The sequence below is a fragment of the Salinibacterium sp. CAN_S4 genome (genome assembly GCF_015752305.1).
In the GTDB taxonomy this organism is placed as follows: domain Bacteria; phylum Actinomycetota; class Actinomycetes; order Actinomycetales; family Microbacteriaceae; genus Rhodoglobus.
In genome coordinates this window covers 904,039-929,077 of the sequence record NZ_JADOVB010000001.1, presented here as the reverse complement: position 1 = coordinate 929,077, position 25,039 = coordinate 904,039, and the positions used below count along the sequence as shown (strand labels likewise).

Here is a 25,039-nt window from a genome sequence, read left to right as displayed (position 1 = left end):
GCGAGATCCCGAGATCGCGCCGCTAGCATGAGCCAGTGGAAACCGTCCTGCTCTACCTTCTCGGCATCGTGATCATCGTTGTCGGGCTCGCCCTGTCGATCGGTCTCCACGAGATCGGCCACCTCGTGCCCGCCAAACTCTTCGGCGTTCGGGTCAGCCAGTACATGATCGGGTTCGGACCCACGCTCTTCTCCCGAAAGCGCGGCGAGACCCAATACGGGCTCAAAGCCATTCCGCTCGGCGGATATATCTCGATGGCAGGGATGTTCCCTCCCGCCAAAGAGGGAGCGAGGTCGCGAACGGCGACGACCGGCATCATGCAGAGCCTGGTCCAGGATGCCCGCACCTCCAGTGCCGACACCATGGTGGCCATCGACGAGGCCACCGGCGAAGAAACCGTGATCGACGAGCGACGCGCCTTCTATCGTCTTCCCGTCTACAAGCGGGTCATCATCATGCTCGGTGGACCGTTCATGAACCTCGTCATCGCCGTGGTGCTCTACGCCGTGCTGCTCTGCGGATTCGGACTGGCCCAGCCCAGCACGACCGTCGGCAGCGTGTCGGAGTGCGTGCTCCCGGCGTCGAGCCAGCAGCAGGAGTGCGGACCGACCTCCAACCCCGCCCCTGGGCTTGCAGCCGGGCTGAAGCCCGGCGACCAGATCGTCAGCATGAACGGCACAGCGATCACGAGCTGGGCCCAGGCGACCTCCATCATCCGCGAGTCTGCGTCGGACGACCTGTCGATCGTCGTGAACCGTGACGGCTCGCCCCTCACGCTGACGGCATCGCCGCTGCTGACCGAACGCTATGTCTACGACGCACAGGGCACGATCCGGAAGGATGCCAGCGGTGCTTCGATCACGGAGGATGTCGGATTCCTCGGCATCGGTCCGGCCAGTGAGGTCGTGCAACAGCCCATCACCGCGGTGCTGCCCGCGGTCGGCGACAATATCTCGAGGGTGACCCACCTCATCCTGAATCTTCCGCAGCGCATGATCGACGTCGTCAACGCGGCGTTCGGCCCGAACGAACGAGACCCGAACGGTCCCATCAGCGTCGTCGGCGTCGGTCGGCTGGCCGGAGAGATCACGAGCCTCAACACCATTCCGATCGTGGAGCGGGCATCGGCTCTCGTCGGCCTCGTCGCCTCCCTCAACGTTGCACTCATGGTCTTCAACCTCGTGCCGCTGATGCCGCTCGATGGCGGCCACGTCGCGGGCGCACTGTTCGAGGGCATCCGACGATTCTTCGCGAAGCTCTTCGGCCGCAAGGATCCCGGTCCGGTCGACACGGCGAAGATCATTCCGCTGACCTTCGTCGTGGCGTCCCTGCTGATCGTGATGAGCGCCATCCTCATCTACGCCGACATCGTGAAGCCGATCTCGATCCTCTGACCCGCAGGTCATTTCGCCACCAGCGCACCTCGCGCGCGCTGACGCCATGCCCGCGTAAGCTGGACGATGTGCCAGCCATCAATCTCGGTATTCCCAAGGTTCCCGAAATACTCGCCCCGCGCCGCAAGACCCGCCAGATCAAGGTCGGCAAGGTCGGCGTCGGCAGCGAGTCGCAGGTGAGCGTCCAGTCCATGACGACCACCCAGACGACGAACATCAACGCAACCCTCCAGCAGATCGCCGAACTCACGGCGACAGGCTGTGACATCGTGCGCGTCGCAGTTCCCCATCAGGATGACGCTGACGTGCTGCACATCATCGCGGGCAAGAGCCAGTTGCCAGTGATCGCCGACATCCACTTCCAGCCCCGCTACGTCTTCACCGCGATCGACGCCGGCGTCGGTGCGGTGCGCGTGAACCCCGGAAACATCCGCAAATTCGATGACCAGGTGGGCAAAATCGCAGCCGCGGCCAAGGCGGCGGGCGTCAGCATCCGGATCGGTGTCAACGCAGGTTCACTCGAGCCGAGCATCCTGCAGAAGTACGGCAAGGCGACGGCCGAGGCTCTCGTCGAGAGTGCCGTGTGGGAGGCCGCGCTCTTCGAGGAGCACGACTTCCACGACTTCAAGATCTCCGTCAAGCACAATGACCCCATCGTCATGGTGAAGGCGTACCGCCAGCTGGCTGAGCGGGGCGACTGGCCGCTGCACCTCGGTGTCACCGAAGCCGGTCCCGAGTTCCAGGGCACCATCAAGAGCGCGACGGCGTTCGGCATCCTGCTGTCAGAGGGGATCGGAGACACGATCCGTGTTTCGCTTTCGGCTCCGCCGGCCCAGGAGGTCAAGGTCGGACTCCAGATCCTGCAGTCGCTCAACCTGCGTGAGCGAAAACTCGAGATCGTCTCGTGCCCGAGCTGCGGGCGCGCACAGGTCGACGTGTACCAACTGGCCAACGACGTGACAGCCGGTCTCGAGAAGATGACGGTTCCGCTGCGTGTCGCCGTGATGGGGTGCGTCGTGAACGGACCGGGCGAGGCTCGCGAAGCCGACCTCGGAGTCGCCAGCGGAAACGGCCGAGGCCAGATCTTCGTCAAGGGTGAGGTCATCAAGACCGTGCCTGAGGCCGACATCGTCGCCACTCTCATCGAGGAAGCCAACCGCCTGGCAGCCGAAATGCCGGCCGGCGCGGTCGGCTCGCCGCAGGTGCTCACGAGCTAGTCGGCACCGAAGGGCGGCCTCAGCCGCCGCCGGTAACATGGGCTGGTGTCTACTCGCCTCTCGCAGCTCTTTGTCCGCACCCTCCGCGAAGATCCCGTCGATGCGGAGGTCGCCAGCCATCGCCTGCTGGTGCGCGCCGGCTACATCCGGCGCCAGGCTCCCGGAGTGTTCGCGTGGCTGCCGCTGGGGCTGAAGGTCCGTCGCAGGATCGAGACGATCATCCGCGAGGAGCTCGAAGCGTTCGGCGCGCAGGAAGTGCTGTTCCCCGGCCTGTTGCCGCGGGAACCCTACGAGGTGACCAACCGCTGGACCGAATACGGTGACGGCATCTTCCGCCTGAAGGACCGCAAGGGCGCGGACTACCTGCTTGCCCCGACACATGAGGAGGTCTTCACGCTGCTCGTGAAAGACCTCTATTCGAGCTACAAAGACCTGCCGCTGTCGCTGTACCAGATCCAGGACAAGTACCGCGATGAGGCTCGCCCCCGCGCGGGACTGCTGCGCGGTCGCGAGTTCACCATGAAAGACAGCTACTCCTTCGACTACACGGATGCCGGCCTCGATGCCTCATACCAGCAGCATCGCGACGCCTACGAGCGCATCTTCACGAGGCTCGGCCTCGACTACGTGATCGTGAAGGCGGATGCCGGCGCCATGGGTGGATCGAGGAGCGAAGAGTTTCTGCACCCCACCCCCGTGGGTGAAGACACTTTCGTGCGCTCCGCGGGCGGATACGCCGCCAACGTCGAAGCGTTCACCACGGCCGCGCCGGAACCCCGCTCGTTCGACGGGCTCACCCCCGCCGAAGTGCTCGACACCCCGGACACCCCGACGATCGCGACCCTCGTGGATGTCGCGAACGAGAAGCATCCCCGGCCCGACGGCCGCGCGTGGACTGCCGCTGACACGCTCAAGAACATCGTGCTTGCCCTCACGGCCCTCGACGGAACCCGCGAACTCGTCATCGTCGGAATCCCCGGCGACCGCGATGTCGACCTCAAGCGCGCAGAGGTGGCCTTCGCACCTGCGGAGGTTGAGGCCGCGAACGAGGGTGATTTCACGAAGCACCCCGGGCTCGTCAAGGGCTACATCGGCCCATGGTCACCCGCCGGTGCCGTGCTGGGAGCCGCGCCCGAGGGCGACCCCGCGCGGTCGACCACCGGCATCCGCTTCCTGCTCGACCCGCGAGTGTCTGAGGGAACCGGCTGGATCACCGGAGCCAACGTGCACGGACAGCACGTGTTCGGCCTCGTCGCCGGGCGCGACTTCCAGGGCGACGGCATCGTCGAAGTCGGCTCCGTGGTCGCCGGCGATCCCGCTCCCGACGGATCGGGCCGGGTAGAACTCGCCCGCGGCATGGAAATCGGTCACGTCTTCCAGCTCGGTCGCAAGTACGCCGATGCCCTCGGCCTCAAGGTGCTGGACGAGAACGGAAAGCTCGTCACGGTCACGATGGGCTCATACGGCATCGGTGTCACGCGCATCCTCGCCGTCATCGCCGAGAGCAACAACGACGGCAAGGGACTCATCTGGCCGAAGAACGTGTCGCCCTTCGACGTCCACGTCGCGGTCGCCGGCAAGGATGCCAGCGTCATGGCGATCGGTGAGACCATCGTCGATTCGCTCGAAGCCAGCGGTTTCGATGTGCTGTTCGACGACAGGCCCAAGGTCTCACCCGGGGTCAAGTTCGGCGACGCCGAGCTTCTTGGAGTGCCTTTGATCGTCATCGTCGGCCGGGATGCCGCTGACGGCACTGTCGAGCTGTGGAACCGCCGCACGGGGGAGCGTTCGAGCATCGCGATCATCGAGCTGGGCGCGGCCCTCGTGGCCCAATCGTGATCGATGAGACCGGCACACTGCCCGCCGCGGACCTCGCTCGGGCCACGTCCATCCTTGCGACGATCGGTGATGCCTTCGGCTCCAAAGTGGTCGGCCAGGCGAGTCTCAAGCGGAGCCTGCTGATCGGGCTTCTGACGGGCGGCCATGTGCTGCTCGAGAGTGTGCCGGGGCTCGCCAAGACGACGGCGGCGCAGGCGATCGCCGATGCGGTCAACGGTTCGTTCAAGCGCATCCAATGCACGCCCGACCTGCTGCCGAGCGACATCATCGGAACGCAGATCTTCGACTACAACCGCCAGAGCTTCGAGACCCAGCTCGGCCCCGTGCACGCGAACTTCGTGCTGCTCGACGAGATCAACCGCTCCAGCGCGAAGACACAGAGCGCGATGCTCGAGGCGATGCAGGAACGCCAGACGAGCATCGGCGGCACCGTGTATCCGCTGCCGACGCCGTTCCTCGTGCTCGCGACGCAGAACCCCATCGAACAGGAGGGCACGTACCACCTGCCGGAGGCGCAGCTGGACCGGTTCCTGCTCAAGGAGGTGCTCGACTACCCCGAATTCGCTGAGGAAATCGAGATCATCCGGAGAATCGACTCGGGCGTCTACGACAGCGACGCACCCGAGTCGCCGACGGTATCCATCGAGGACGTGCTCTTCCTGCAGGATGCCGTCAAGAAGGTCTTCGTCGACGCATCGATCACGAACTACATAGTGTCTGCGGTGTACGTGACCCGCCATGCGTCGACCTACATCTCGCAGGAGCTGGCCGACGGCATCGAATACGGCGCGAGTCCCAGGGCGAGCATCGCGTTCAGCAGGGCCGCCAGGGCGCTCGCGCTGCTGGAGGGCCGCGACCACGTGATCCCTGAGGACGTCAAAGAGCTCAGGCACGTCGTGCTGAGGCACCGCATCATCCTGAACTTCGAGGCCATCGCCGACAACATCTCGCCGGAAACCGTCATCGACGCCATCTTCGAATCAGTGAAGGCCCCCTGACCGTTGCTCACCGGGGGACTGAGTCGATGACGGGTGGACGGGCCCATGGATAGCCTGCTGCGCCGCGTCAAGACGAAGCTGTCGATCCATGCGCACCGCAGGGTCCGCGGGTTGATCGAGGGGGAATACCGCTCGGTGTTCCATGGGCGGAGCATGGACTTCGACGACCTGCGGCCCTATGTGCCGGGGGACGAGTTCAAGGACATCGACTGGAAGGCCACGGCCAGGCACGGCTCGCCCCTGATCAAGCGCTACATCGCCTCGCGCAAGCACACCCTCATGCTCGTCGTCGACACCGGTCGGGACATGGCGGCTCTCGCCGAGAGCGGAGAGTCGAAGCGGGATCTCGCGATCCTCGCGGCAGGAACTGCGGGCTACATCGCCATCCGGCATGGCGACCAGGTCGGACTCGTCACGGGCACGGCGGAAGCGACTCACGTCATGCCGCCCGAACTCACGGAATCGCACCTCGAGAGGATGCTGCAGCGCATCCATTCCTCGACGAGCCTGTCGAGCGGGCCGAGCGACCTCTCCCGCCAGCTCGAGTACATCGCGCGCACATTTCGACGCAGGATGATCGTGATGGTGATCGCGGATGACCGGCAGCTCAGCCCCGTCGAGCAGCGCCTCGTGCGCAGGCTCTCGGTGCAGCACGAGATCCTCTGGCTCATGATCGGCGATGCCGACCTGATGCGCGAGGACTGGGCGGGGCGTGCCATGTACGACGTCGCAGACTCGGCCGCACTGCCGGAGTTTGTGCGAGACGACCCCCACCTGCGCGCGGAGTATGCCTCCACGGTGCTGACGTCGGCCACGTCGACCGAGGAGTTCTTCGAAAGCGTGACGGTCAGCAGCCGGCGCGTCACCTCCGGCGCCGCTGTCGTTCCCGGATTGTTCAGGCTCCTCGAGGCGCACAAGCATGCGAGGAGGTAGCCGTGCCAGGCGATAGCGAATTCTTCCCACCGGTGCAGTACCTGCCGTGGTGGGGCATCATCGGCTTCGTGCTGCTGGTGCTGGTGGCCGGGTGGTACGTGTTCCTGTTCGTCTCGACGAGGGCGAGTCGCGTTCCCGCCCCGGAGAGCGCGGACTATGTCTCCGGACCCCTGCGCACGGCGGAGACCGTGCGCACCGAGTACCTCGAGCTCATCGACCTGACACGCCGCGAACACGCCAGCGGGCGGGTGGATTCGCGGGAGGCTCACCACAGGTTGAGCCAGATCCTGCGATCGTATGTGGCCGAGCGTGAGGGCCAGCAGACCATGCAGATGACCCTGAAAGACCTCCGCGGCACGCGCTTCACGCCGCTCGCGCAGGCCGTCGAGAAGCTGTACCCCGGCGCCTTCGGCGTGCGCGCCGGCGTGAGCGTCGACCGGGCCGTCGACGAAGCCAAGAGGCTGGTGTCGACATGGCACTGATCGTCTGGTGGGCCCCGCTGGTCTGGATCGCCGCGGCCGCCGTCGTCATCGGAGCCGTGCTGTGGTATCGCCGTCGTCATCGCGCGAGCGGCGGGATTCCTGTCGCCCACCGGGAGCGGCTCACCGCCCTGCCGGCGTATCGGCGGGCCATGGGCAGGTACCGGATGCTGGTTGCCGGATTCGTGCTGTGCCTCGTCGCACTCATCGCGGGCGGAGCGGTTCTCACAGCCCGGCCGGCGACGGTCTCGCTTGTCACCCCCGACCTGAACAACCGGGATATCGTGCTGTGCCTGGATGTCTCAGGCTCGATGATCGACTACGACGCCGTCGTGCTCGACGTGTTCCAGGAACTGGCCACCGAGTTCACCGGAGAACGCATCAGCCTCGTGGTCTTCAATGCCTCGGCGGTCACCTACTTCCCGCTGACGGCGGACTACGACTACATCTCCAGCCAGCTCGAACGACTTTCCGGGGAGTTCGATGACCCTTCTGCGCCCTATTACGGCGGCACGCTCATCGGCAACGGATCGTCGCTCGTGGGCGATGGGCTGGCATCCTGTGTCGTCAGGTTCGACGAAGGGACCACAGACAGGTCGCGATCGGTGATCATGGTGACCGACAACTTCGTGGCGGGGGAGCAGATCTTCACCCTCGCCGAGGCAGCGCAGCTCGCCGCCGATCGCGGAGTACGGGTCTACGGGATCAACCCCGGCGACGCGACGGCGAGGGACTATCTCGCCGACCTCGCGACCGAGTTCGAGACTTCGGTGCTCACCACGGGAGGTGCGTATTTCGCGCTCGATGATCCCTCAGTGATTCCGGCCGTGGTCGAGCGGATCACGTCGGAGCAGGCATCCATCCTTCCCGGCCGACCCCAGGTGCAGGTGACCGAGCGACCGGAGCCGTGGATCTGGCTGTCGTTCGCCGGGGTGCTCGGGCTCTCGTTCTTCGGCTGGAGGGTGAAGCGATGACGCTGAATCCCGTGGCACCGATCTGGCTGCTCCTTCTCGTCGGTCTCGCCCTCGCTGCCCTGATGGTGTGGCAGCTCGTCGTGAATCGCGCTCGCCGTCGACTCGTGATCCTCTGGTCATCGAGACTGCTCATGGTCGCCCTGCTGCTCGTGATCGCCGTTCGCCCCACGATCCTCGGCGACGGCCAGGGGCCCAGCGCCTCCGGTGGGCTGGAGGTGTATCTCGTCGTCGACACCACCACGAGCATGGCGGCCGAGGACTGGGACGGCGAGGGATCCGGGAACACTGCCGCGGCGACCAGACTCGACGGCGTGAAGAGCGATATCGCCTTGATCGTGAGCGAGCTGAACGGCGCACAATTCTCCCTCGTGACCTTCGATGCGGTGGCGGTGCAGCGTGTGCCGCTCACGAGCGACAGCTCAGCGGTCCTGTCGGCCGCCTCGGTGCTTCGGCAGGAGGTCTCCGCGTACTCGAGGGGGAGCAGCATCGACGAGCCGCTCGACCTTATGTCGGGCATCCTGCTGGATGCCGCGACGCAGAACCCCGAGCAGCGGCGCGTGCTGTTCTACTTCGGTGACGGCGAGCAGACCTCGAGCGCTGAGCCACGACCCTTCGACCAGCTCGCGCCGTACCTGCAGGGCGGCGCGGTGCTCGGCTACGGCACGGCTGATGGCGGGAGGATGCAGGAGTTCAACGGAGTCGACGAGCGCTACTTCGGCGAAGAGCAGGCGCCGGTTCCTACGGAGGCGCTACCGCCGACGTACATCCAGGACTATTCGGGCGGAACGCCGGTCGAGGCGGTCTCCGTGATCGACGAGACTGCGCTCGGCCTGATCGCGGGTGAGCTCGGGATCGTCTACGAGAAACGCTCGGCCGCGACATCCACCGCCCTCGCGACGACGGGAATCGAGGTCGGCGACCTCTTCGCTGACGAGGGGGAGCCCGGAACCGTCACCGAGCTGTACTGGATCTTCGCGATTCCCTTCGGACTGCTTGCCCTGCTCCAGATCGCCGGCATCGCCGGAGCCATTGCCGAGTTACGACCCGCCAGGAGGACGCGATGAGCACGCTCACGGTCGAACGACTGCGCCGCCGCCGCATCCTGATGTTCTGGATCTCGCTGCCCGTCGTGCTCGTCGTGCTCGTCGCTGCCGTCAAGCTGCTGAGCCTCGCGCCGACCGCGCAACTGGCGATTGACGCCTACGACAACGGTCGGTTCACCTCGAGCCAGGAGATCTCGGAATCACTGCTCGAGCTCAACGTGGTCGAGCCCTACCTGCCCTACTTCAACCGCGGAGACGCGTTCGCCGCTGACCAGTACTACGGCCCGGCGACCGACGACTTCGAGAAAGCACTCGAGCTCGCGCCCGAGGATCGCAAGTGCGACGTGCGGCTCAACCTCGCCCTCACCTGGGAGCGGTTCGGCGACATCTACATGGCCAACGGCTTCTTCCAGGGCGCCGTGTTGCTCTACGATGCATCGCAGGCGGTGCTGGATGCCGCGGGGCCGGAGTGCGACCCGCCGGAGAAGCAGCAGCAACTGAACGACTCGACAGAGCGAGTGCAGCAGAAAATCGAGGACGCCGAGAACCTCCGGGATGCCCAGCAGCCCGACGAGGGTGACGGTGAGCCGAACAGCCAGGACCAGCAACTCCAGGACCTGCAGGACCAGCAGGGGCAGGCCGACCAGGAGAAAGCCGACGAGCAGGCTGAGGATCGCGGCAACTGGGGAGGGTTCTCCGTCGAGAAGCCGTGGTGACGCTCATCCGCCGGGAAGGCACTGGTCGCTCGCGCTAGACTGGGGTCATAACGACGCTGATCCGGCCATCACCGGGGAGTCTTCGGAAGAACAGGCGCGAGCCCCATTAGAACCGAACCGGCAGTTTGAGTGGTGCATCGAAGGGTGCACAAGCGGGGTGGTACCGCGGCAGGGCTTGCAGGAGCACCGTCGTCCTCGTGTTGACACACCCTCGTGACCCAACACCGGAGCCGCACATGTCGTACCCCCGCCACACCCCCGACGAGCCCGTAGCGCCCTCACCGCGCTTCCCGCAGATCGAACAGCGTGTGCTCGAATTCTGGAAACAGGATGCCACGTTCCAGGCGTCGATCGACCAGCGCGAGGGCGCACCGGAGTGGGTCTTCTACGACGGCCCCCCGTTCGCCAACGGTCTTCCGCACTACGGTCACCTCCTCACGGGATACGCGAAGGACCTGTTCCCCCGCTTCCAGACCATGCGCGGCAAGCAGGTGCACCGTCGCTTCGGCTGGGACACCCACGGGCTGCCGGCAGAACTCGAGGCCATGCGCCAGCTGGGCATCACCGAGAAGGCGCAGATCGAGGAGATGGGCATCGCGGTCTTTAACGCGAAGGCGCGGGAATCGGTGCTCGCGTACACGAAGGAGTGGGAGGAGTACGTCACCCGCCAGGCCCGCTGGGTCGACTTCGAGAACGACTACAAGACGCTCGACGTGAACTTCATGGAGTCGGTCATCTGGGCGTTCAAGCAGCTGTACACCAAGGACCTCGCGTACGAGGGCTTCAGGGTGTTGCCATACTGCTGGCACGACGAGACCCCGCTGTCGAACCACGAACTGCGCATGGACGACGACGTCTACAAGATGCGCCAGGACCAGTCGGTCACCGTGACGTTCGCGCTCGACGGTGTCACAGCCGAGAGCCTCGGGCTGACGGCCGTGCGGGCGCTTGCGTGGACGACGACGCCGTGGACGCTTCCGACGAACATGGCGCTCGCCGTCGGTCCGGACATCGACTATTCGGTCGTCCCGAGCGGTCCGCAGGGCGGCGGAGACGGCGCGGCCGAGGGCGTCGCGGATTACCTCCTGGCGACGGACACGATCGGCGCGTACGCGAAAGAGCTCGGATACGAGTCAGCCGAAGCCGCGGCATCCGCCATCACCCGCACGCTCAAGGGCCGCGAGCTCGACGGAGTGCGCTACGCCCGGCTCTGGGACTACTACGCGGATGAAGCGGAGTGGGGCACGGGCAACGCCTGGCAGATCCTGGTCGCGGAGTACGTGGCCACCGGCGAGGGCACCGGCATTGTGCACCAGGCGCCCGCCTACGGTGAAGACGACCAGCTGGTCTGTGCCGCCGCGGGAATCCCCGTGATCCTGTCCGTCGACGACGGCGGAAAGTTCCTGCCCATCATCGAGGATGTCGCTGGCCTGCAGGTCTTCGAGGCGAATAAGCCGCTCATCCGTAAGCTGCGCGACGACGGCCGCCTCTTCCGTGTCGCGAGCTACGAGCACAGCTACCCGCACTGCTGGCGCTGCCGCAACCCGCTGATCTACAAGGCTGTTTCGAGCTGGTTCGTGAAGGTGCCGGAGTTCCGCGGCCGCATGGGTGAGCTCAACCAGCAGATCAACTGGGTTCCCGACAACGTCAAGGACGGCCAGTTCGGCAAATGGGTGGCCAACGCCCGTGACTGGTCCATCAGCCGCAACCGCTACTGGGGCAGCCCGATCCCGGTATGGAAGAGCGACAACCCCGAGTACCCGCGCACCGACGTCTACGGCTCGCTCGACGAGCTCGAGGCCGACTTCGGCGTGCGACCGACCGACCTGCACCGCCCGTACATCGACGAGCTGACGAGGCCGAACCCTGACGACCCGACAGGCCAGTCGACCATGCGCCGCATCGAGGATGTGCTCGACGTCTGGTTCGACTCGGGCTCCATGCCGTTCGCGCAGGTGCACTACCCGTTCGAGAACCAGGAATTCTTCGAGGCCCACAACCCCGCAGACTTCATCGTCGAATACATCGGGCAGACCCGCGGCTGGTTCTACATGCTGCACGTGCTCTCGACGGCACTCTTCGATCGGCCGGCGTTCAAGAACGTCATCAGCCACGGCATCGTGCTCGGCAGCGACGGCCAGAAGATGTCGAAGAGCCTGCGCAATTACCCCGACGTCAACGAAGTCTTCGACCGCGATGGAGCCGACGCCATGCGGTGGTTCCTCATGTCGTCGTCGGTCATCCGTGGGGGAAACCTCGTCGTCACCGAGGAGGGCATCCGCGCCGGAGTCCGGGAACTCATGCTCCCGCTGTGGAGCACGTATTACTTCTTCGCGCTCTACGCCAATGCGAGCGACTACGAGGCCCGATGGCGCACGGATTCGACGAACCTGCTCGACCGCTACATCCTCGCGAAGACGGGTGAGCTGGTACGGGATGTCACGACCGACCTCGAGGCGCTCGACAGCCCCATTGCCGCCGCCAGGCTTCGTGACTTCGCCGACGTGCTGACGAACTGGTACGTCAGGCGCAGCCGCGACCGGTTCTGGCAGGGCGACCACGATGCGTTCGACACCCTGTTCACCGTGCTCGAGACCGTCACCAGAGTGGCTGCACCGCTCATCCCGCTCGTCGCCGAGGAGGCGTGGCGCGGGCTGACCGGCGGGCGCAGCGTGCACCTCACCGACTGGCCCGAAGCCTCGTCGTTTCCCGCCGATCACGAGCTCGTCGCCGAGATGGACTACGTGCGCGAGATCGCGTCCGCCGGGCTTGCCCTGCGCAAGAACCGTTCGCTTCGGGTGCGGCTGCCGCTCGCGAAGCTAACGATCGTCACGACGCGCAGCGAGTGGTTCGACGGGGTGCAGTCCATCCTGGCTGAAGAGTTAAACCTCAAGGCTGTCGCGTTCGAGCCGCTGGCCGCCGGTTCCCTCGAGTCGTTCGGCATCAGCCGCAAGCTCACGGTGAACGCTCGAACGCTCGGTCCCCGGCTCGGCAAGCAGGTTCAGCAGGTCATCCAGGCCGCGAAAGCGGGGGACTGGTCGGAAACGGCAGACGGTGGCGTGACCGCCGGAGCGGTCGAACTGCTCCCTGGCGAGTTCGAGCTGCAGCCCGAGGCGCTCGATGAGTCAAGCGCAATCGCGTTCCTTGCGGACGGTGGGTTCATCATCCTCGACACACAGTCGACTCCGGAGCTCGAGGCCGAAGGTCTCGCGCGCGACCTCATCCGGGCCATCCAGGACACCAGGAAGGCGGCGGGGCTCGACGTGAGCGACCGGATCACCCTGTCGATCGTCGGTTCGGCTGCAGCCGATATCGCCGCGATCGAGCAGTTCGGTGACACCATCGCCGCTGAGACTCTCGCCCTGAAGGTGGATCTCTCGGTCTCGCCCGAGCCCGAAATCTCTGCCGCGGACTCCGTGGCCGGCTCACAACGTGCGACGCTTAAGGCCGGGCAGTATGCGAACGAGGGCGTGCTGGTCATCGACGTCTGGAAATCTGGAGCAGTGAATGTCTGACAACCGCGGATCTGACAACGGCGGATCCGATAATGGTGGATCCGGTCGGGACGACCATGACGGATTCGACACGAGTTCTGAGCGCGACGACGAGTTCGACGAGACAGACCTCGGCGACGACAACGCGAACCCGCTCGCCGACCTCAGCCCGTTCGCCGAGGGCGACGAGGGCACGAACCTCGACGACGACTCCGATTTCGAGCTCGAAGACACCGAGTACCAGGATGACGCCGATCGGGTCTACGAAGAATTGCTGGCCCGCATCGGTGAAGCGGCGCCGCAGCCGCGGCTCGAGGCCACGCGTCGCGCCGTCGAGCTGCTGGGCGACCCCCAGCGCACCTTCCCGATCGTGCACGTCACCGGCACCAACGGAAAGACCTCGACGAGTCGCATCACGGAGAGCATCCTGCGGGCATACGGCCTGCGCACGGGCCTGATGACGAGCCCGCACCTGCGTCGCGTCAACGAACGCATAGTGATCGATGGGCAGCCGATCTCGAACCGGGCCCTGGCAGCGAACTGGGCCGACATCCGCCCGTTCCTCGACATGGTCGATGCCGAACTGATCGCGGGCTCCGAGGAGCCACTCACGTTCTTCGAGGCCCTGACGGTGCTTGCTTTCGCGAGCTTCGCCGACGCCCCCATCGATGTCGCCGTGATCGAGGTCGGCATGGGCGGGGAGTGGGATTCCACGAACGTCGGCGACGGCCAGGTGGCGGTGTTCACTCCGATCGCCCTCGACCACACCCAGCGACTCGGGTCGACGGTCGCTGAGATCGCGCGCACCAAATCCGGCATCATCAAGCCACTCGCGAATGTCGTGTCCGCCGTTCAGACCGATGACGCGCTGGCCGAGCTCGAGCGTGCCGTCGAGCTCACCGAATCGACCTTCGCCGTCGAAGGCACCGGGTTCGAGTTGCTGGGGTCGAGTGTTGCCGTGGGCGGGCAGGTGATCTCCGTCCGTGGCCTCGCCGGCACCTACAGCGACCTGTTCCTGCCGATGTTCGGCGACCACCAGGGTCACAATGCCGCGCTGGCGATCGCCGCCGTCGAGTCATTCCTCGGCGCTGGCAGCCAGGCTCTCGTGGGTGATGTGCTGGCAGAGGGGCTCGCGACCGCGACATCCCCGGGTCGACTGCAGATCATCGGCAACGAGCCGACGGTCATCGTGGATGCCGCGCACAACCCGCACGGCGCTGCCGCTCTCGCAGCCGCCCTCAAAACCTACTTCACCTTCGACGAGGTGGTGGTGGTGCTCGGCGTGCTGCAGGACAAGGACGCGCGCGGCATCATCGCCGCGCTCGCTCCCGTCACCGCTCGCTTCCATGTGACCCAGTCCCAGTCGGAGCGCGCGGTTGCCTACGACGATCTCGCCGAACTGGTGCTCGAAGCCACCCACGACGACGCGACCTTCCGGTTCGATACCTTCGAGCACGCGATGCAGGATGCCCGTGAGTGGGCCGCGGAAGCCCCCCGCCGCGCGGTCGTCGTCACCGGCTCCGTCACTCTCGTCGGTGAGGCGATCGACCTGGCCGCAGCCGAGAAGTGGAAGCAATGACCACGGCTGACGAGCCCACTCCGCCGCGCGTCAGGCGGGTGCGCTCGACCACAGAGTCCCTGCTGAGCATCGTGCTCGTGCTCGAGGCAGTGCTGATGTTCTTCGTCACCCTGACGGTGTTCGGGCTGAGGGCCCTGCCCGCGGGAACGGCGTTCATCGGCGGCGGCCTGCTGATCCTCGCTCTCATCGTCACGGGTCGCCTGCTGCGTCGACCGTGGGGACTGTGGGTCGGCTGGGCGCTGCAGGCTGTGCTCTTTGCAACTGGCGCACTGCTGACTCCGATGTACTTCGTGGCCACGGCCTTTATCGCCATCTGGGTCTACTGCTTCGTCAAGGGGCGCCAGATCGACCGCCAGCGGGCCTCGTTCACCGACCCGACCACGACCTGAATGACCAACCACACCAACCAACCAGGGAGACCCCATGTCCGTTGAAGAAACTCTCGTCCTCGTCAAGCCCGACGGCGTTGCCCGCAACCTCACCGGCGAGATCCTGCGCCGCATCGAGGCCAAGGGATACCAGCTCGTCGACGTCAAGCTCGTCGAAGCCGATCTCGACCTGCTCGCGGCGCACTACGAGGAGCACCAGGGCAAGCCGTTCTACGAGCCGCTCGTGGAATTCATGATGAGCGGGCCGGTTGTGGCGCTGCGCATCGCCGGCAATCGTTCGATCGAGGGATTCCGCGCGCTCGCCGGCACGACAGACCCGACGACCGCGGCCGCGGGCACCATTCGGGGCGACCTCGGTCGCGACTGGGGACTCAAGGTCCAGCAGAACCTCGTGCACGGCAGCGACTCCCCGGAGTCGGCGGCCCGCGAACTCGCGCTCTGGTTCTAACCCCCGCCGCTGAACTCCCGCCGAGTGTTCCGCTTCTGCTGGTGCAGGCGCGCCACACTCCACGCAACCGGAACACTCGGCGTGGCGGACCGTGGTACCTCTACAGCGTGGAGAGCACATCCAGTCGCGCCTGCGCGACGATGGCGATGACCAGATAGGTGCCTACGGTGATCGCCGGCACCCAGTTGAACAGGGCTGAGCCGACCCGCGTCATCCGCTCACCGAATATGCCCGCACGGGCATTGAAGAACGTCAGCGTCCAGAACATGGGGATCGTCGCCGACCAGACGACCATGCACCACGGGCACAGCGTGCTCAACGCGAAGATGCTCTGGAAAGCCAGCCACAGGCAGAAGGCGAAGGCGGCGAGCACCCCGACGTTGAAGCTGATCCAGAACCAGCGGGCGAAGCCTGCTCCGGCCAGAAGGGCCACACCGACGGCCATCGGGGCGACAAATCCTGCGACGCCGAGAATCGGGTTCGGGAACCCGAGGATGGCGCCCTGCCATGAACCGAGGTTCTTGCCGCACTGCACGATCACGCTCAGGTTGCAGTCGAGATCGGCCTGCGGGTTCACGAGTACCTCGAGTTTGTCGAGCACCAACCTGAATGCTGCGTACCAGCCGATCACTCCCGTGACGATGAGAACTATCGCGAGGGGTAACGGGCGGCGGGTGGCCAGTGCCTGAGTCATGTTCGGATTATCGCACGCGCCAAATAGCCTCTTGCTGCGAATGCATGCGATAATCGACTGCAGTTGCTCGAGCCGCGCTCGACGTGACACCAAATACAGATTTACCGGGCATGAAACCGGGCCAGGAATGCAGTTCGGCGCTATGGATGCGCAGAACCGCCCGAGGCGGATAGCAAGTTCCGTTCAGTAGTGACAACAGTTTCGATCCTGACGAACGTCGCAGTGGCAAGGTTCACAGTGGCAACAGTCGCAGTAACACAAGCCTTAGTGACACAAGCATTGATGCAGCGTGAGTAGCCCTCCAGGGGGCAGGCCCGCGGCATGACCTGAAGAATTGGCAGCAGTCTCCCGCACGAGTGGGAGATAGCGCACGAGAGAGTACCCGGTGAGCGGCGCGGTCGCCCACCCGGGATAGGAGTACGCCAGTAATGGTGAATACACACGACAACAACGCAGACGGCCCGAAGAAGAGAAGCCGCCTTTTCGGTGGCCGGAAGGCAGCTCGGGATGCCGCGGCTGCAGCTTCGACACCGGCAGAAGCTCCGGCGGCCGCCCAGTCTGAACCGACCAGGGTTGGGACCGAAGCAGTGCAGTCCCTGGGGGCGGAGCGAACGACACAGGCAGAAAAGCCCGTTGTCGAGAAGCCCGTCACCGAAACGCCAGTCACTGAAAAGCCAGTCACCGAAAAGCCAGTCGCCGAAAAACCAGTTGCCGAGAAGCGCATCAGCGACGAGGCTCCGTCGGAGCAGCCGCCAGCACGACGCACCCAGCAGCGACGCCCGGCCCAGGCTCCCGTCGAGGTCGTCGAGGCCGAGACCACCGAAGCTCCTGTTGCGGTGAAGAAGACCAGGGCACGCCCCAGCACGTCATTGCTGTTCCAGGCTCCGGATCTGCCCCCGATGCCGGAGCGTGCCCCGGGTCGCGAGAGCAATTCCCGACCGGAGCGTGAACCGCGTGACCAGAACCGCGATGGTGGAAACGCCCGCGGTGACCAGAACAACAACGACGCCCCCGACGAGACCGGAACCGTTCGTCGGCGCTCGCGCCGTCGTCCCGGCGAGGAGGCCCGCCCCGGAGACGAGGCGCCCAACACCGTCGTGCGCGTGCGCCAGCCCCGCCCCGAGCCCGTCGTCAGCAACGAGCCGACCCGAATCAAGGGATCGACACGGCTCGAGGCCAAGAAGCAGCGCCGTCGTGACGGCCGTGATGCCGGTCGACGCCGTCCCGTCGTCACCGAGAGCGAGTTCCTCGCCCGTCGCGAGAGTGTCGACCGCGTCATGGTGGTCCGTTCGAAGTTCGACCGCATCCAGATCGCCGTGCTCGAAGACAACGTGCTCGTCGAGCACTACGTGGCCAAGGCCGCCGACGCCAGCCTCATCGGCAACGTCTACCTCGGTCGCGTGCAGAACGTCCTGCCCAGCATGGAGGCGGCGTTCGTCGACATCGGTCGCGGCCGCAACGCCGTGCTCTACTCCGGCGAGGTCGACTGGGATGCCGCAGCGCTCGAGTCCGGCGAAGGAAAGACCCAGGCCCGCCGCATCGAGCTCGCGCTCAAGCCGGGCGACCGGGTGCTCGTGCAGGTCACCAAAGATCCCGTAGGCCACAAGGGCGCTCGACTGACCAGCCAGGTGAGCCTGCCGGGCCGTTACCTCGTCTATGTGCCCAACGGCTCAATGAGCGGCATCAGCCGCAAGCTCCCCGATACCGAGCGTGCGCGCCTCAAGAAGATCCTCAAAGAGGTGCTTCCCGAGAATGTCGGCGTCATCGTGCGCACAGCGGCCGAAGGTGCGACCGAAGAGCAGCTCACTCTCGACGTGCAGCGACTGACGAGCCAGTGGGCCGAAATCAGTCGCTTGGTCGAGACCCAGCAGGCTCCTGCCTTGCTGCACTCCGAACCGGACCTGCTCATCAAAATCGTCCGCGATGTCTTCAACGAAGACTTCCAGAAGCTCGTCGTCGATGGCATCGATGCCAAGGGCACGATCGAGGGTTACCTGAACGCGGTGGCCCCCGACCTGTCCGAGCGCGTCGAGAGCTACGACGACACGAACATCGACTCCTTCGATAAGTTCCGCATCACCGAGCAGATCGAGAAGGCGCTCGACCGCAAGGTCTGGCTGCCCTCCGGTGGCTCGCTCGTCATCGACCGCACCGAGGCCATGACGGTCGTGGACGTGAACACCGGCAAGTTCGTGGGCTCAGGGGGAAACCTCGAAGAGACAGTCACGAAGAACAACATCGAGGCTGCCGAGGAGATCGTCCGCCAGCTCAGGCTGCGCGACATCGGCGGAATCATCGTGGTCGACTTCATCGACATGGTGCTCGAGTCGAACCGCGACCTCGTGCTGCGTCGACTCGTGGAGTGCCTGAGCCGCGACCGCACCAAGCACCAGGTCGCCGAAGTCACGAGCCTCGGTCTCGTGCAGATGACCCGCAAGAAGCTCGGTCTCGGACTCCTGGAGACCTTCAGCGAAGCCTGTGAGGTCTGCGCGGGTCGCGGCGTCGTCGTCCATCACGACCCCGTCACCAAGCACCGCCAGCAGCAGCAGACCGCACAGCCCGCAGCCGACGGCAACAGCCGTCGTGGTCGCAACCGTAACGGCGGCGGGAACAACGGCGGTGGCTCGAACAGCGGCAACGGAAACAGCAACGGCAACGGGCAGTCCGCTCCGTCGAACGCCGTCAAGAACGGCATGGGCAGTGCTGGCACGCACGCCATCACCGAGGATGTCCGCAACGCGCTCGCACGGGTCGCTGCGAGCACCGTCACTCACACCACCGAGATCCCCGTGCAGCAGGCTGCCGCCTCCGAGGCGAAGGCCGCTCCCGAGCAGCCCAGGGCAGAAGAGCAGTCGAAAGCGGAAGAGGCGTCAGTCGCGGCCGCTGAAGCAGCCGTCGCGATCCTCGACATCCCCGTGAAGAAGAACTCGCGCTCGCCGCGCAAGATCTCGACGCACGACGCCGAACAGATCCTCGATTCTGTGCTGGATGCCCTGCCCGAGCCCAAGCAGGCGGGCCAGGGTCGCTCACGGGTGTCCCGGCGCGTCTCGTCGCCGGTGATCACGACCGAGAGCAGCGCGTCAGAGTAGAACGTCGCGATTCGCCGGGTGCGCTGTAGAGGCGCCCGGCGGACCGCAATTCACGCGAGGGTGAGAAACAGCTTCTCCAGCTCATCGGGGGTGACGGACTCGCTGTCGGGATCTGACAGGCAGTTGCGCATGGCCGACGACACGATGGTATAGCCGGCGCGATCCAGGGCTTTGGAGACGGCGGCGAGTTGCGTGACGACGTCACGACAGTCGTCACCACGATCCACGGCCGCGATGACAGCGGTGAGTTGCCCCTGTGCTCGCCGGAGCCGGTTCACGATCCTGCGCTGCTGGGCGGCACGGTCCGCCGAGGGATCGGTGCGGGCAAAGTCTGTCATCGGATTCGTCCTGTCGTCGTCGTTCCGGCCAACCAGGTGAGGTAACCGCCGTCGAGGTTGGTGACAGTGTGCCCGGTCTGGGTCAGGATGCGCGTCGCCGTGTTGCCTCGCTGGCCGACCTGGCAGTGCACGATCACCGGTCCCGCCGGTATCTCTGAGACTCGATCGCGGATCTCGTCCAGTGGGATGTTGATCGCGCCAGGAATCTGCCCGCGTTGGAACTCGGCGGCGGTGCGTACATCCAGGATGGTGGTCCCGGCGTCGGCGACGGCATCCACCTCGTGCCACTGCACCGTCGGCACGAGCCCGGAGGCGGTGTTCTCGGCCACGTAGCCGGCGATGTTGATGGGATCTTTGGCCGAGGCATACTGCGGCGCGTAGGCCAGTTCGAGGTTCTTCAGCTGCGATGCCGCGATACCGGCACTCATGGCGACGGCGAGCACGTCGATGCGCTTATCGACACCCTCACGCCCGACCACCTGCGCGCCCAGAATAAGGTCGGTCGCTGGATCGACCAGGAGCTTGATCGCCAGGGGAGACGCGCCGGGATAGTAGGTGGCGTGGGAGGCAGGATGCACGTGGATGATGCGGTGCGCCCGACCACTGGCGCGCAACCTGGACTCGTTCCACCCCGTCGAGGCCGCGGTGACGCCGAACACTCCGATGATGGAGGTGCCGAGCGACGGCACGGTGTCTTCTGGCGTGCCCGCGATCACATCGCCGACAGCGCGACCGTGGCGGTTCGCGAGGCCCGCGAGGGCGACCAGCGTCGCAGTGTCGGACACGAGATCGGTCTTCTCCGCGACATCGCCGACGGCGTAGACGAATGGATCGCTCGTGCGGTGCCGGGCGTCGACCCGGATGCCGCCGGTCTCGCCGATGCGCAGGCCGGCGGCGGCCGCAATGCTCGCGCTGGGTGTGACACCAGTGGAGTCGATGATCAGGTCGGCCCTGATCGTGCTGCCATCGCTCAGGGTCACGGTGTCGCCGTCGATCCCGCGCACCTGCGTGCCCGTGCGGATCGTGACCCCGTGCTCGGCCAGTTCGGCGACGAGGGGTGCGACCATCTCGGGGTCGAGCAGCGGGAACAGTTGGGGGCCGCGCTGGATGATCGTGGTGGCGAATCCGCGATGCCGGATGTTTTCTGCGGCCTCCAGCCCGATGAATCCGCCGCCCACGACCACCACCGACTCTGTGCCGGGGTCGCCCAGGATGGCGTGGATGCGGTCCATGTCGTCGATCGTTCGCAGGGTGTGGGTTCGCGGCGACTCGAGGGCTGCTGGGAGGTTGGCTGTCGCACCAGCGGCGATGATCAGCGTGTCGTAGTTATCGACGCTGTCGGTGCCAGCCTCGTGGTTGTGCACCGTCACCGTCTTCGCGGCTGGATCGATGGCCGTGACCTCGTGGTGGAGCTTCACGTCGATCTGGAACCGGTTACTGAACGATTCAGGGGAGTGGGAGATGAGGGCGTCGCGGTCGGTGATCACGTCGCCGACGAAGTAGGGGAGTCCGCAGTTGGCGAACGATACATACGGCCCGGCTTCGAACACGACGATCTCGGCCAGTTCATCCAGCCGTCGAAGTCGGGTTGCCGCAGCCATGCCGCCGGCAACCCCGCCGATGATGAGTGTTTTCATGTATGCCTCCGTCGAAGAGTATATACCCCGGGGGGTATAGCATTCGGATCAGCAACCAACCGAAGGAGACCCTATGTGCCGAGCTGTGACGTGTAAGAAGTGCGGAAAGACGACCTGGGCGGGATGCGGTGAACACGTCGACCAGGTCATGCGCGGAGTTGCCAGCGCGGATCGATGCCGCGGCCATGAGGCCGAGGAATCCGTAACGAAGCCGAGCCTCCTGACACGCCTTTTCAGACGGACCTAGGCTCGAACCACCCCCGATCTGCGGAGGTCAGGCGATTCACCCCCGACCCTGACATCTCGAGCAGTAGCATTCTCCCGTGGCAACGGGCGTACAGGAACTGGTGCACGATCACTCCCGGCACCGCAAGCCCAGCCGTAGACGATGGACCTGGCTGGCGGTGGGAACGGCAGGATTGGCGGGCCTGTTCCTGCTCAGGGGAATCATCGAGGGCTCCGGGTTTTCGCTCCCGAACGAGATTCAGGATCTGCTGACCCTCAGCATCAGTGTCGTCATCGAGTCGCTGCCGTTCGTGATCCTCGGCATCCTGTTGTCCATCATCGTGCAGGTGTGGCTACCCGACGGTGCCTTGATGAAGTACCTGCCCCGCCACCCCGTGCTGCGGCGCGCCTGCATCTCGATGTTCGGCATCTTCCTGCCGGTATGCGAGTGCGGGAACGTGCCGCTGGCTCGCGGCCTGATCGTCGGCGGATTCACGGTTCCCGAAGCCATGACCTTCCTGCTGGCTGCGCCTATCGTGAACCCCATCACGATCATCACGACCCATCAGGCCTTCGGTTTCGACGACGGCATTCTGGTGGCTCGAATCGCGGGAGGGCTCGCGATCGCGAACCTCGTCGGCTGGCTGTTCAGCAGGCATCCCAACCCGGTCGCCATGCTCACCCCCGGATTCGCCCTGCAGTGCAGCCGGCCGCCCGACGAACACTCGCACTCGCGCCGAAGCGGGAGCGTCGACATCTTCGTGCGCGAGGCGAGCGTGATCATGCCAGCCCTGTTCATCGGTTCGCTCGTGGCCGGGGCTATTCAGGTTCTCGTGCCTCGCGACGTACTGGTGACTCTCGGCGGAAATCCGCTCTGGTCGATCCTCGCCATGATGGTGCTGGCTTTCGTTATTGCGGTGTGTTCCAGCGTGGATGCGTTCTTCATCCTTCCGTTCGCGAGCACCTTCATGCCGGGATCCATCGCGACATTCCTCGTCTTCGGGCCGATCATCGATATCAAAATGCTCGCCATCCTGCGCACCACGTTCACCACGAAGGTGCTTGTCCAGCTCACGGTCATCGTGGCCCTGGTGAGCGCCCTGATCGGACTGGTGGTCAATTATGTGGCGTAGTGCAGCACCGTGGCGGGGTGTGGTTCTCATCGGAATCGCCGTCATCGCGACCCTGTGGTTGGCCGTGCGGAACGAGCTGGTGCTCTACATCCACCCTCGGTACATCGTCTTCACCGTGATCATGGGTGTATTCGCTCTCGCGTTGGTGGTTGCCAGCGTGCTGTCCCGGCCTCGACATGACGAGGATGAACCCCCGTCGCGTCGCACCGCGAAGACCCTCTCGATCGTCGCCGCGTCGGTTGCGGGCCTGCTGGCGGTCTCGATGGTCGTCATCCCACCCGCAACGCTGACGAGTGCGACGGCGAGCCAGCGTGATATCAACAGCACCTCGATCGGAACCGAGAAGCAGTCGGTGAGCGAGGCATCGACCGCGCCTACCGCGGTGTTCGCCACGTTCACCGTCGTCGACTGGTCGTCCCTGCTGCGCCAGTCCAGTGATCTCGCGTTCTATGACGCCAAACCGGTCGATGTGGTCGGTTTCGTCACGGCTGACCCGGACGACCCGAGGAACGTCTTCTACGTATCGCGATTCGTGGTCACGTGCTGTGCCGTCGATGCACAACCAGCAGGGATTCCCGTCTACCTCCCCAACTGGCCCGACACGCTCGCTGTCGACCAGTGGGTGCGGGTGACCGGCGAGTTCGAGGCAAACGGCAGCGCGAAGAGCATGCAGTCCATCGCGCTCGATCCCGAGACCGTCACACCTGTGGAGCGGCCGAGTGAGCCATACCTCTATTGACACGGGGGGCGGGCGGCGCTTCAGGATCACGTTCGGTGTCACGGCAGCCGCCCTCACCCTCCTGTGCGCGCTCTTTCTCGGGCTCGGATATCTCCAGGGTCCGAAACTGTCGAGCGCGCAGGTCGACACCAGCGGTGTCGTCACCCAGGGCAACCAGCAGTTGCGGCTGTTCGCGAACCAGGATGTCGCGCAGGTACGCGCCGATCAGGTGACGGTGTCACCTTCCGCCGACGTCAGCGTGACGACGACCGATGACGTGATCTCTGTCCAGTTCGATGAACGACTGGATTACGGCACGGAGTACACGGTGAGGGTGGAGGGGGTCTCCAGCGTCTACCTGTCGCAATCGTCCACCATCGAGTACAGCTTCATCACCGATTCGCCGACGATGCTGTTCCTCGATCGGGCCGACCCCGCGAGTGGATCTAGCGCGGCCGACCAGATCATCAGCACTGGACTGTCCGGGGCCGACCGTTCTGTCATCTACTCCGGCACCCAAATCCAGGACTTCCGACAGCTCCTCAATTCGCTTGCCGTGGTCTCGCTGGCGGACGATGACTCGAGCATGTTGGAACTGGTGAGCATCAGGGACGGGGTCACCGAGCAGGTGAGGTTGCCTGGGGCGGTCACGATCCGGGACCTGGACGCGGCATCATCCGGTACCGTCATCGGATTCACGCTCACGAGCACGGCGGACGGCGCCGATCCGGCCGAGGCGAACACCCTGTACACGCTCGACCTCGATTCCGGCCGCTCGGTGGAGGCCGTCGTCGGAATCGACGGCCAGCCGCTGCGGGTGCTCGGCTGGCAGTTCATTCCAGGGACGTCGACGCTGTTGGCGCTGTCGACCGACAAGAGCCTCGTGCTGGTCGACACCGTGGACCGCGCGGTCACGCCCCTCGGGCAGTTCTCGGAGTTCGGCAGGATCTCGGGCGATGGCAGCATCATCACGATGGTGGATACGGCAGGAGCGGTAGCCCTGACGATCGCCGATGGCTCGCAGGAGCGGCTGGTGGCGTCTCCCGTGCTCGGTGAGGCCGGTTTCCTGGGCGAGACAGCTGTAATGGCTAACGGCGATCGCATCGAGAAGGTGGTCGTGCCCGATGAGAGCGGCACCAGGTTCGCGAGCCTCCTCGTCTACGATGACGGCACTGAGTCGCGTGTTATTTATCAGACGCCAGAGGGGAAAGGGAGCATTACCGGCTTCACCGTCTCGCCTAATGACCAGTATGTCGGCATCGACGTCGTGTTGGACAACAGTTCGAGCGAGTCGGACGGCTATGCCGTCGATGCGCGGTCGACGACCGCGACGACCATCATCGTCGATATCGCGTCGGGTGCTCAGGTGCGCAGCTTCGAGGGTTTTGCGCTCGAATGGTGAGTGGCGCTACCGGTCCCGCTGGGGCACCCTGAGTCCGCTGGCCTCCAGCCTGCGGACGAATTCGCGGATGCTGACGGGCTCGGCACCCAGAGCGACGAGTTCGATCCACATTCTGGCCGGCACGTCGTAGTGGTCGAGGTCGAAGGCCCGGCGGGGGAGCCCAGCGGATGCCGCGAACTCATGCAGCTCGACCAGTGACGAGTCGCTCACGATGTGGGCCCAGACCGTGTCGTGCGCGGGCCAGATCGGCTGGTCGATCAACACGGTCATCCGAAAATACTAGGGGTTAGCATGGGGGCC

The 25,039-nt window shown here is 65.4% G+C and carries 21 protein-coding genes; 17 read left to right on the top strand and 4 right to left on the bottom strand.

Annotated features, from left to right (window positions below; translation table 11 throughout):
* Nucleotides 1-35: 35 nt before the first annotated feature.
* The 13 genes from IWX81_RS04615 (at nt 36) to ndk (ending at nt 15,503) form a co-directional block, all read left to right on the top strand.
* Complete coding sequence (locus IWX81_RS04615; protein WP_199280043.1) at nt 36-1,394, top strand: M50 family metallopeptidase; 1,359 nt, start codon at nt 36-38, stop codon at nt 1,392-1,394.
* Between the two features lie 68 nt (nt 1,395-1,462).
* Nucleotides 1,463-2,611: a flavodoxin-dependent (E)-4-hydroxy-3-methylbut-2-enyl-diphosphate synthase gene (gene ispG, locus IWX81_RS04610; RefSeq protein WP_199280042.1), complete on the top strand. Its 1,149-nt coding sequence runs from the start codon at nt 1,463-1,465 to the stop codon at nt 2,609-2,611.
* Between the two features lie 45 nt (nt 2,612-2,656).
* Nucleotides 2,657-4,450, top strand: coding sequence for a proline--tRNA ligase (locus IWX81_RS04605; protein ID WP_199280041.1), 1,794 nt, complete (start codon nt 2,657-2,659; stop codon nt 4,448-4,450).
* The gene (locus IWX81_RS04600; RefSeq protein WP_334593047.1) at nt 4,447-5,448 is read left to right on the top strand and encodes an AAA family ATPase; all 1,002 of its coding nucleotides are present in this window, start codon (nt 4,447-4,449) and stop codon (nt 5,446-5,448) included. Before IWX81_RS04605 ends, IWX81_RS04600 begins: the two co-directional genes overlap by 4 nt.
* 45 nt (nt 5,449-5,493) lie before the next feature.
* Complete coding sequence (locus tag IWX81_RS04595; RefSeq protein WP_199280040.1) at nt 5,494-6,381, top strand: DUF58 domain-containing protein; 888 nt, start codon at nt 5,494-5,496, stop codon at nt 6,379-6,381.
* Between the two features lie 2 nt (nt 6,382-6,383).
* A complete protein-coding gene (locus tag IWX81_RS04590; RefSeq protein WP_199280039.1) occupies nt 6,384-6,863 on the top strand; it encodes a hypothetical protein in 480 nt (159 codons plus the stop codon).
* On the top strand, nt 6,854-7,834 hold the full coding sequence (locus tag IWX81_RS04585) for a vWA domain-containing protein (protein WP_199280038.1): 981 nt from the start codon (nt 6,854-6,856) through the stop codon (nt 7,832-7,834). Before IWX81_RS04590 ends, IWX81_RS04585 begins: the two co-directional genes overlap by 10 nt.
* Nucleotides 7,831-8,898, top strand: coding sequence for a vWA domain-containing protein (locus IWX81_RS04580; RefSeq protein ID WP_199280037.1), 1,068 nt, complete (start codon nt 7,831-7,833; stop codon nt 8,896-8,898). Before IWX81_RS04585 ends, IWX81_RS04580 begins: the two co-directional genes overlap by 4 nt.
* Nucleotides 8,895-9,593 carry a hypothetical protein gene (locus IWX81_RS04575; protein ID WP_199280036.1) on the top strand — a complete coding sequence of 233 codons (699 nt, stop codon included), beginning with the start codon at nt 8,895-8,897 and terminating at the stop codon, nt 9,591-9,593. The genes IWX81_RS04580 and IWX81_RS04575 overlap by 4 nt, the downstream gene beginning before the upstream one ends.
* Nucleotides 9,594-9,829: 236 nt before the next feature.
* On the top strand, nt 9,830-13,108 hold the full coding sequence (gene ileS, locus IWX81_RS04570; RefSeq protein ID WP_199280035.1) for an isoleucine--tRNA ligase: 3,279 nt from the start codon (nt 9,830-9,832) through the stop codon (nt 13,106-13,108).
* A complete protein-coding gene (locus IWX81_RS04565; protein WP_199280034.1) occupies nt 13,101-14,666 on the top strand; it encodes a bifunctional folylpolyglutamate synthase/dihydrofolate synthase in 1,566 nt (521 codons plus the stop codon). Before ileS ends, IWX81_RS04565 begins: the two co-directional genes overlap by 8 nt.
* Nucleotides 14,663-15,055, top strand: a complete 393-nt coding sequence (locus IWX81_RS04560) for a DUF4233 domain-containing protein (RefSeq protein WP_199280033.1) — start codon at nt 14,663-14,665, stop codon at nt 15,053-15,055. The genes IWX81_RS04565 and IWX81_RS04560 overlap by 4 nt, the downstream gene beginning before the upstream one ends.
* A 34-nt stretch (nt 15,056-15,089) precedes the next feature.
* Nucleotides 15,090-15,503: a nucleoside-diphosphate kinase gene (gene ndk / locus IWX81_RS04555; RefSeq protein ID WP_199280032.1), complete on the top strand. Its 414-nt coding sequence runs from the start codon at nt 15,090-15,092 to the stop codon at nt 15,501-15,503.
* A 100-nt stretch (nt 15,504-15,603) separates the two neighbouring features.
* On the opposite strand, the gene IWX81_RS04550 is transcribed toward ndk, so the two are convergent.
* Entirely contained in the window at nt 15,604-16,197 is a 594-nt protein-coding gene (locus tag IWX81_RS04550) for a vitamin K epoxide reductase family protein (RefSeq protein ID WP_199280031.1), read from the bottom strand.
* 428 nt (nt 16,198-16,625) lie between these two features.
* Between IWX81_RS04550 and IWX81_RS04545 the strand changes: the two genes are divergently transcribed.
* Nucleotides 16,626-19,286, top strand: coding sequence for an Rne/Rng family ribonuclease (locus tag IWX81_RS04545; protein ID WP_199280030.1), 2,661 nt, complete (start codon nt 16,626-16,628; stop codon nt 19,284-19,286).
* Nucleotides 19,287-19,336: 50 nt separating this feature from the next.
* Here IWX81_RS04545 and IWX81_RS04540 read toward each other — a convergent pair whose 3' ends face one another.
* Nucleotides 19,337-19,624 carry a metal-sensitive transcriptional regulator gene (locus IWX81_RS04540; protein ID WP_199280029.1) on the bottom strand — a complete coding sequence of 96 codons (288 nt, stop codon included), beginning with the start codon at nt 19,622-19,624 and terminating at the stop codon, nt 19,337-19,339.
* A complete protein-coding gene (locus tag IWX81_RS04535) occupies nt 19,621-21,261 on the bottom strand; it encodes an FAD-dependent oxidoreductase (RefSeq protein WP_199280028.1) in 1,641 nt (546 codons plus the stop codon). The genes IWX81_RS04540 and IWX81_RS04535 overlap by 4 nt, the downstream gene beginning before the upstream one ends.
* Nucleotides 21,262-21,659: 398 nt before the next feature.
* Here IWX81_RS04535 and IWX81_RS04530 point away from each other — a divergent pair, with 398 nt between their 5' ends.
* From IWX81_RS04530 to IWX81_RS04520, 3 genes are read left to right on the top strand one after another with little or no spacing between them, the layout of a single operon-like run.
* Nucleotides 21,660-22,619, top strand: coding sequence for a permease (locus IWX81_RS04530; RefSeq protein ID WP_199280452.1), 960 nt, complete (start codon nt 21,660-21,662; stop codon nt 22,617-22,619).
* Between the two features lie 19 nt (nt 22,620-22,638).
* Nucleotides 22,639-23,358: a TIGR03943 family putative permease subunit gene (locus IWX81_RS04525; protein ID WP_334593038.1), complete on the top strand. Its 720-nt coding sequence runs from the start codon at nt 22,639-22,641 to the stop codon at nt 23,356-23,358.
* Nucleotides 23,339-24,739, top strand: coding sequence for a hypothetical protein (locus IWX81_RS04520; RefSeq protein ID WP_199280026.1), 1,401 nt, complete (start codon nt 23,339-23,341; stop codon nt 24,737-24,739). The genes IWX81_RS04525 and IWX81_RS04520 overlap by 20 nt, the downstream gene beginning before the upstream one ends.
* Nucleotides 24,740-24,745: 6 nt before the next feature.
* Here the strand turns inward: IWX81_RS04520 and IWX81_RS04515 are convergent, their stop codons facing one another.
* Entirely contained in the window at nt 24,746-25,009 is a 264-nt protein-coding gene (locus IWX81_RS04515; protein WP_199280025.1) for a DUF4031 domain-containing protein, read from the bottom strand.
* Nucleotides 25,010-25,039 lie beyond the last annotated feature (30 nt).

Excerpts from the sequence above, each read along its gene's own strand:
- IWX81_RS04595 (WP_199280040.1), top strand. The coding sequence starts at position 5,494 with ATGGATAGCCTGCTGCGCCGCGTCAAGACGAAGCTGTCGATCCATGCG.
- IWX81_RS04585 (WP_199280038.1), top strand. The coding sequence starts at position 6,854 with ATGGCACTGATCGTCTGGTGGGCCCCGCTGGTCTGGATCGCCGCGGCC.
- IWX81_RS04580 (WP_199280037.1), top strand. The coding sequence starts at position 7,831 with ATGACGCTGAATCCCGTGGCACCGATCTGGCTGCTCCTTCTCGTCGGT.
- IWX81_RS04575 (WP_199280036.1), top strand. The coding sequence starts at position 8,895 with ATGAGCACGCTCACGGTCGAACGACTGCGCCGCCGCCGCATCCTGATG.
- ileS (WP_199280035.1), top strand. The coding sequence starts at position 9,830 with ATGTCGTACCCCCGCCACACCCCCGACGAGCCCGTAGCGCCCTCACCG.
- IWX81_RS04565 (WP_199280034.1), top strand. The coding sequence starts at position 13,101 with ATGTCTGACAACCGCGGATCTGACAACGGCGGATCCGATAATGGTGGA.
- IWX81_RS04560 (WP_199280033.1), top strand. The coding sequence starts at position 14,663 with ATGACCACGGCTGACGAGCCCACTCCGCCGCGCGTCAGGCGGGTGCGC.
- ndk (WP_199280032.1), top strand. The coding sequence starts at position 15,090 with ATGTCCGTTGAAGAAACTCTCGTCCTCGTCAAGCCCGACGGCGTTGCC.
- IWX81_RS04550 (WP_199280031.1), bottom strand. The coding sequence starts at position 16,197 with ATGACTCAGGCACTGGCCACCCGCCGCCCGTTACCCCTCGCGATAGTT.
- IWX81_RS04545 (WP_199280030.1), top strand. The coding sequence starts at position 16,626 with ATGGTGAATACACACGACAACAACGCAGACGGCCCGAAGAAGAGAAGC.
- IWX81_RS04540 (WP_199280029.1), bottom strand. The coding sequence starts at position 19,624 with ATGACAGACTTTGCCCGCACCGATCCCTCGGCGGACCGTGCCGCCCAG.
- IWX81_RS04535 (WP_199280028.1), bottom strand. The coding sequence starts at position 21,261 with ATGAAAACACTCATCATCGGCGGGGTTGCCGGCGGCATGGCTGCGGCA.
- IWX81_RS04515 (WP_199280025.1), bottom strand. The coding sequence starts at position 25,009 with ATGACCGTGTTGATCGACCAGCCGATCTGGCCCGCGCACGACACGGTC.